Genomic DNA, 6,382 nt, shown 5'->3' on the forward strand with positions numbered 1-6,382 from the left:
TTAATGCCGATTTAATGCGAGTTTATGTGTTAACACAATTTAAATCTCAATCACTCTATTTACACATGAAAAAAGGATGGAATGTTTCCAGTATACGAGATCGTTTTATTGATTCCATTCCAGCTCAAATGCGTGATGGTAAACGTTGGTATGAAGGTACAGCGGACGCTATCTATCAAAACCTTCGTTTTGTCGAAATCTCTGAAGCTGATGATGTTTGCATTTTCGGTTCCGATCATATTTATAAGATGGATATCCGGCAAATGCTTGAGTTCCATCGCCGTGTAGAAGCAAAACTGACCGTTTCCGCCCTACGCATGCCATTGTCTCAAGCGTCACAATTTGGTGTGATTGAAGTCGATACGAATGGGAAAATGATAGGCTTTGAAGAAAAGCCTAAACAGCCCAAATCGATTCCTGGGGCTCCAGAATGGGCTCTGGTTTCAATGGGAAATTACATCTTTGAAACGGAAACGCTATGTAAAGAACTGCGTGAAGATGCGACCAATGAACAATCGAGTCATGACTTTGGCAAGGACATCATCCCCAAAATGTTTCCTCAAGGTGACGTTTATGTGTATGACTTCTCAACTAATACTATCAAAGGGGAAAAGGGAATAACCTACTGGCGTGATGTCGGTACCATAGAGTCTTACTGGTCTGCTCATATGGATTTATTACAAAAAGATGCGCCATTCTCGTTATATAACCGTAGTTGGCCATTACACACTTACTATCCTCCATTACCACCTGCCACGTTCGTTGATATGGATGAGAAAAAAGTGGAGATTACAGATAGCTTAATTTCCGGAGGAAGTTATGTACAAGGGTCGACAATCTATAAATCTGTACTTGGCTTCAGAACCAACATTGCCCATGGATCGTTGATCAGTGAATCGGTGATTTTAGGTGACGTTAAAATTGGTGCAGGGTGTACGATTAAACGCACGATTATTGATAAAAATGTAGAAATCGCCCCTGGTACCGTTATTGGTGAAGATTTAGAACTGGATAGACAACGGTTCCATGTTTCTGACGAAGGAATTGTTGTGATAGCAAAAGGGACAAAATTTGGATTCTAATCATGAGAAAATGAACATTTGGTTCGCTGTTTCAGAAGCTGAAGGACTAGTGAAAAGTGGCGGCTTAGCCGATGTGGCGAAGGCACTGCCAAAGGCTTTAATGGATCTTGGTCATCAGGTAGCCATTGTGCTACCTGGTTATCGCACCATTGATGAAAAACAAAATTTACCGGTTATTCTTGAAACAGAATTATTGCATTGGCCACATACTCGTTATCAAGTTCGTTTGACTGAACTCGACAAGGTGCCTGTCTATTTGATTGATTGTGAAGAATATTTTGATCGACCAGACTTATATGCAGAGCAGAACCATGCCTATGTCGATAATGGCGAGCGTTTTGGCTTTTTTTCCGCCGCTTGTTTAGATATTTTACCTAAATTAGCCATTCACCCGGATATTATTCACGCGAATGATTGGCACACGGCATTAATCCCTTTCTTATTAAAAACGCGTTATCGTGATGATGGTTATTACAGCGGCATAAAAACCATATTAACTGTCCATAATGCTATTTTTAAAGGTATTTTTTCTTATCATCAGTTGGAAATTATCCCTGAATTGAATCTATCGGGAATGGAATTTTTACAGTATGGCCATGATCATGTGAGTACTTTAAGAGCAGGAATTGCCTTTGCTGATAAAATTAATGCGGTTAGTCCTAACTATGCTTCCGAGTTGTTAACACCATTAGGTTCACACGGTTTGGTGGACGATTTTGTTCGCCGTGCGCGCGATCTACATGGAATCATCAATGGGTGTGATTACTCTGAGTGGAGTCCAGCAACGGATCGTTATCTACCACAAACTTACCATGCAGAAGAGAATGCTTTAAAATCAGGGAAGGCAAGCAGTAAGCAAGCGCTCCAGCAAGAGCTAGCATTACCACAAGTTGCGATACCAATGTTCGGCATGGTGTGTCGATTAACCCACCAAAAAGGATTCCATTATTTACTACCGATTCTCGATCAGTTTTTGCGCAATGAAGTGCAGCTGGTGATCGTAGGGACGGGAGAATCTCAAATCGCTGAAAAATTACATAAGATTGCAGCTACCCATCCTAACAAATTTGTTTTTATTGAAGCTTATAGTAATCGTCTTGCTCACTTGGTTGAAGCCGGTTCAGACTTTTTTATTATGCCATCGGAATTTGAAGCGTGTGGGCTAAACCAAATATACAGTATGGCTTATGGAACTCTGCCTATCATTCGAGAGGTTGGTGGGCTGAAAGACACCGTTCAAGACTATGATAAGTACCCTCAGCAAGCAACAGGGTTTGGTTTTCAGGATCCAACGCCGGCAGCCTTGTTGATTACGATGCAAAGAGCCTTGTTATTTTATTTGCAAAATCCGGATGAAATGCTAAAGGTTCAATTAAGAGCGATGCAGAAAGACTTTAGTTGGCTTGATTCAGCGCAGGAATACTTAAAGATGTATCGTTCGGCAATTTTCGATTACTAATGAAGGGAGGCAGAGCGTAGTCGTGATTGATGCGCTCTGTGCTTTGTCAGTGAGCCAATATCGGCATGTTTTATACATGATTTTTTACAACTATGAGCAAATGTACAAGGTAAATTATGCTAATCTTCTCTACTAAGTAAGTTGAGTTTATGTGGTGTTCATGCCCCAAGGTTTGTTGTTTCATAAAATTTATCCCCATCCAACCAGTAAAGACTGGGTTGTTTTTGTTCATGGTGCAGGAGGAAGCTCTTCTATCTGGTTTAAGCAGATAAAAGACTATAAACAGCATTTTAATTTGCTCTTGGTTGATTTACGTGGGCACGGTAAGTCGAATCAATTGTTAAAAGATTTATTGGCTCAGCGCTATACTTTCAAGTCCGTAACGCAGGATGTTTTGCGTGTTCTTGATCATCTCAAAATCCAGTCCGCTCACTTTGTTGGTATGTCACTGGGAACGATTATTGTTAGAAATATGGCAGAGTTGGCTGGCGAGCGTGTCAAGAGTATGGTACTCGGCGGAGCGGTTACTCGATTAAATATTCGTTCACAAGTCTTGGTGACACTTGGCCACTTGAGTAAACATATCATGCCTTATATGTGGCTTTACCGCTTATTTGCATACGTTGTCATGCCGCAATCAAGCCAAAAAGAATCTCGACACTTATTTGTCAGAGAGGCCCAGAAGCTTTGTCAAAAAGAGTTTAAACGCTGGTTTACCTTGACGGCTGAAGTGAATCCATTAATGCGTTATTTTAAAGAAAGAGCGTTACCGATTCCTACGTTATATGTAATGGGGGCGTGTGATTATATGTTTCTTCATCCCGTTAGAGAGATGGTTGCAGCACATCAGCAGAGTGAATTAGTAGAAATTCCTGATTGCGGCCATGTCTGTAACGTTGAGCAGCCGCGTTTGTTTAATCAAGTCTCTATCGATTTTATTTACCAGCAAAGCAATTAATGGTGCTTTGTCCGCTGATAGCGTAATCGTTTAATTAGCCATTTGGCCAGCAATGGAAAAAGGCCAAGTAATACAAAAGAAAATAACACAGAAGGGGATATGATCCCCGAGATCTGATCTATTTCACTCAACTGAGTTCCCGCATTAATATACACTGCCGTTCCAGGTAGCATACCTAATTGGCTGACCCAGTAATAGCGCCAAGTCGTTATCGAGGTGAGCCCCATTAATAAGTTAATCAGAAAAAAAGGCAAAATAGGCATCAGTCTTAACGAAAATAGGTATAAGGCACCATCTTGACTGATTCCATGATTGAGTGTAATCAACTTATCAGAAAAGCGGCGGTATACCCATTCTTTGAGCAAATAGCGGCTAATCAAAAAGGCGATCGTTGCTCCCAGTGTACTGGCAAAAGACACTAAAAATAAACTGATCCAAAAACCAAATAAGGCCGCACCAAGAAGAGTAAATACAGCCGCGCCAGGAACGGAAAAGGCGGTTAATAAGACATATAAAACAAAATAGAGCAGAGCTGCGATGGCAAAATGTTCATCAATCCATAGAGATAGTTGAGTGTGGAGCTGTTTGATCGAGCTTAGATTGAGATATTGTTGTAAATTGACAGCGAGCAAGATCACTATCGCAAGTAGTATCAATCCAACCAGCATTTTTCGGGTCATTGAGCGGCCTATACTATAGTGGAAAAATTTAATTAGTGGCAAAATTTAGCGTTATCCAATGGATACAGAATAGAACATATTTGGGTATCGTGTGATTTAGGTTAAACCATGACAATAATTAGCCCAACGCAAGTTGGTTGGGTATACAACTCGCTGATGGACTAATTACTGTTTGAGTGCTGAAAAGCATGAAAAGAGTGTTTTTAAGATAAACGCTTAATAAGTTCCTCGCGTCGCGAAAGCGGAATGACTGACCAGTGCTTTCTTTCAATTGCGCCTTCTAATGCCCACAATAGCTCTAGGCTAACTTCGCTGGAATGGCTTTGTTGTATCGCTTGATAAGCAGCCAGTGCGCCTTGTTGATGCAGTTGTTCAACGGAGTTGATGCCGGCTTTTTTCAACATGCGCTCAGTGGCTAGTCGTAAATTTGGCAAATCTTTCAGCCGTTCTGGTTTTGATTGCTCTTGGTTTTCTCGTTCAAGTTGAGCAATTTTTAAAGCGGATTGTGCCTCAGATAAAATGAATTGCGGATCTGACCAGCTCGTTTCAGGAAGAGCATAATATTTGGTCACAACGGGGAACCCTTTTTTTGTATACACATAGGGTTGATAACCTTGTTGTTTAAATTTGGCGGCTAATTTATCGTTTGCTCGTATATGCAGTTGGTTATTAACCACTAACGCAAACATCGTGTCATTAGCAAAAATGCCAAAACCGCCAAACATTGAACGCGATTTGATACGGCCAAGTGGCTCAAAAAGTCGCATTGAGTCTTTTAATACGGGTTTATCCATGTTGTAAATCTCGGTGTATTAACTAATTCGCCACCAAATCAGGTCCGAGAGACTAGCAAAAAACTGCTAAAAGATGTCAATAAGAAGTTAACTTCCTGTCTATGCAGTTTAGCCATCGGCAACCCCGCTACCTACCACATTCGGGTTTAGGCCGGAGGCTTTGCGTCCCACCCTTTCAGATGGTTTGCCCTGTGCGTGACATACTGTATTTCGAGTATTACCTCAGAATACGGATGATAAAGTCATTAAAACTGAACCGTTGTCACTTTTCATTTTTTTGAAAATGTGACTCTGGTTCGGTTTTTAGTGATTTTAATCGGTTTAGTTACGCTTATCCATCATTTTTTGGTTAAGTCTCGTACCGTATCGCGTTCAACAATTTCTGGATGCATTTCAAATGTACGGCGTTCGTGTTCTTTATCTTTAATTCGTTCCAGCAGTATTTCAAAGGCATTTTTACCGACTCGGCGTTTGGGCTGGTGAATGGTAGTTAATGGTGGCGAAAAATATTCAGCAAGTTCAATATTATCGTATCCGATAATGGACATGTCGTCAGGAACTCTAACTCCACGTTGTTGTAAACGGCTGATTAAGCCAAGTGCCATCGTATCATTAAAACAAAATACAGCGGTTGGGCGGGTATCCATGGCGAGAATTTTATCGGCCGCTAAAACGGCGGTATCACATTCAAAGTTACCTTCTAAAATCCAATCATCATTAACGGGAAGGTTCGCTTCGGCCATGGCACGACGAAATCCAGTAATCCGTTCTTGGCAAGCGGCTTTGACAAAATGACCACTAAGACAAGCGATAGCTTTATGCCCTTTCTCAATCAGATACTTCGTTGCGAGATAACCCCCTTCTTCTGAGTTATCAATGATCTTATCCGCTTGAGATGTTTCTGGCCCCCAATCCATAATGACTTTAGGAATGTCTGGGTGGCTTTCGAGCATTTCCAGTAACTCTTCTGTTAAGTCAGAGCACATGACCAACATGCCATCGACACGTTTTTCTGCCAACATGCGAATGTAGTCACGTTGTTTTTCATAAATCCCACCGGTATTACATAAAATCAATGTATACCCTTGGCGGTAGCAATAACTTTCAACCCCATCAATCACTTCAGAAAAGAAAAGATTGGTTGATTGCGTGACGAGCATACCAATTGTACGTGTTGTGTTGCATTTTAAGCTCCTTGCCACCGCGCTTGGTGCGTAGTTCAGTTGCTTAACTGCTTCGAGTACTTTTTCTTGTGTCGTTTCTGCAACAAAACGGGTTTTGTTGATCACATGAGATACGGTCGTTGTGGATACACCCGCTAAGCGCGCAACGTCTTTAATCGTAGCCATAAATTTATCCTATCAATGACTGCTGGAGCCGGCATAGGCTTTCACTTCATTGAGTGCAGC

At 41.3% G+C, this 6,382-nt stretch carries 6 protein-coding genes and 1 riboswitch; of the genes, 3 read left to right on the plus strand and 3 right to left on the minus strand.

What is annotated here, in order from left to right; translation table 11 throughout:
* The 3 genes from B7C60_RS14880 to B7C60_RS14890 form a co-directional block, all read left to right on the plus strand.
* Window positions 1–1,082: glucose-1-phosphate adenylyltransferase (locus B7C60_RS14880; protein WP_245869527.1), on the plus strand; the 1,082-nt coding region annotated here is incomplete at its 5' end.
* A gap of 10 nt (window positions 1,083–1,092) precedes the next feature.
* Window positions 1,093–2,541, plus strand: a complete 1,449-nt coding sequence (glgA, locus tag B7C60_RS14885) for a glycogen synthase GlgA (RefSeq protein ID WP_099612652.1) — start codon at window positions 1,093–1,095, stop codon at window positions 2,539–2,541.
* A 160-nt stretch (window positions 2,542–2,701) separates the two neighbouring features.
* A complete protein-coding gene (locus B7C60_RS14890) occupies window positions 2,702–3,499 on the plus strand; it encodes an alpha/beta fold hydrolase (protein WP_099612331.1) in 798 nt (265 codons plus the stop codon).
* On the opposite strand, the gene B7C60_RS14895 is transcribed toward B7C60_RS14890, so the two are convergent.
* From B7C60_RS14895 to purR, 3 genes are all read right to left on the minus strand, one after another.
* Window positions 3,496–4,179 carry a TVP38/TMEM64 family protein gene (locus tag B7C60_RS14895; RefSeq protein ID WP_099612332.1) on the minus strand — a complete coding sequence of 228 codons (684 nt, stop codon included), beginning with the start codon at window positions 4,177–4,179 and terminating at the stop codon, window positions 3,496–3,498. The genes B7C60_RS14890 and B7C60_RS14895 overlap by 4 nt on opposite strands.
* A 203-nt stretch (window positions 4,180–4,382) precedes the next feature.
* Window positions 4,383–4,973, minus strand: coding sequence for a TfoX/Sxy family DNA transformation protein (locus tag B7C60_RS14900; RefSeq protein ID WP_099612333.1), 591 nt, complete (start codon window positions 4,971–4,973; stop codon window positions 4,383–4,385).
* Window positions 4,974–5,087: 114 nt separating this feature from the next.
* A riboswitch (cyclic di-GMP riboswitch) is annotated at window positions 5,088–5,172 on the minus strand.
* Between the two features lie 139 nt (window positions 5,173–5,311).
* Complete coding sequence (gene purR / locus B7C60_RS14905; RefSeq protein WP_099612334.1) at window positions 5,312–6,322, minus strand: HTH-type transcriptional repressor PurR; 1,011 nt, start codon at window positions 6,320–6,322, stop codon at window positions 5,312–5,314.
* Window positions 6,323–6,382: the final 60 nt, after the last annotated feature.

The organism is Vibrio fujianensis, assembly GCF_002749895.1.
Lineage (GTDB): Bacteria > Pseudomonadota > Gammaproteobacteria > Enterobacterales > Vibrionaceae > Vibrio > Vibrio fujianensis.

Excerpts from the sequence above, each read along its gene's own strand:
- glgA (WP_099612652.1), top strand. The coding sequence starts at position 1,093 with ATGAACATTTGGTTCGCTGTTTCAGAAGCTGAAGGACTAGTGAAAAGT.
- B7C60_RS14890 (WP_099612331.1), top strand. The coding sequence starts at position 2,702 with ATGCCCCAAGGTTTGTTGTTTCATAAAATTTATCCCCATCCAACCAGT.
- B7C60_RS14895 (WP_099612332.1), bottom strand. The coding sequence starts at position 4,179 with ATGACCCGAAAAATGCTGGTTGGATTGATACTACTTGCGATAGTGATC.
- B7C60_RS14900 (WP_099612333.1), bottom strand. The coding sequence starts at position 4,973 with ATGGATAAACCCGTATTAAAAGACTCAATGCGACTTTTTGAGCCACTT.
- purR (WP_099612334.1), bottom strand. The coding sequence starts at position 6,322 with ATGGCTACGATTAAAGACGTTGCGCGCTTAGCGGGTGTATCCACAACG.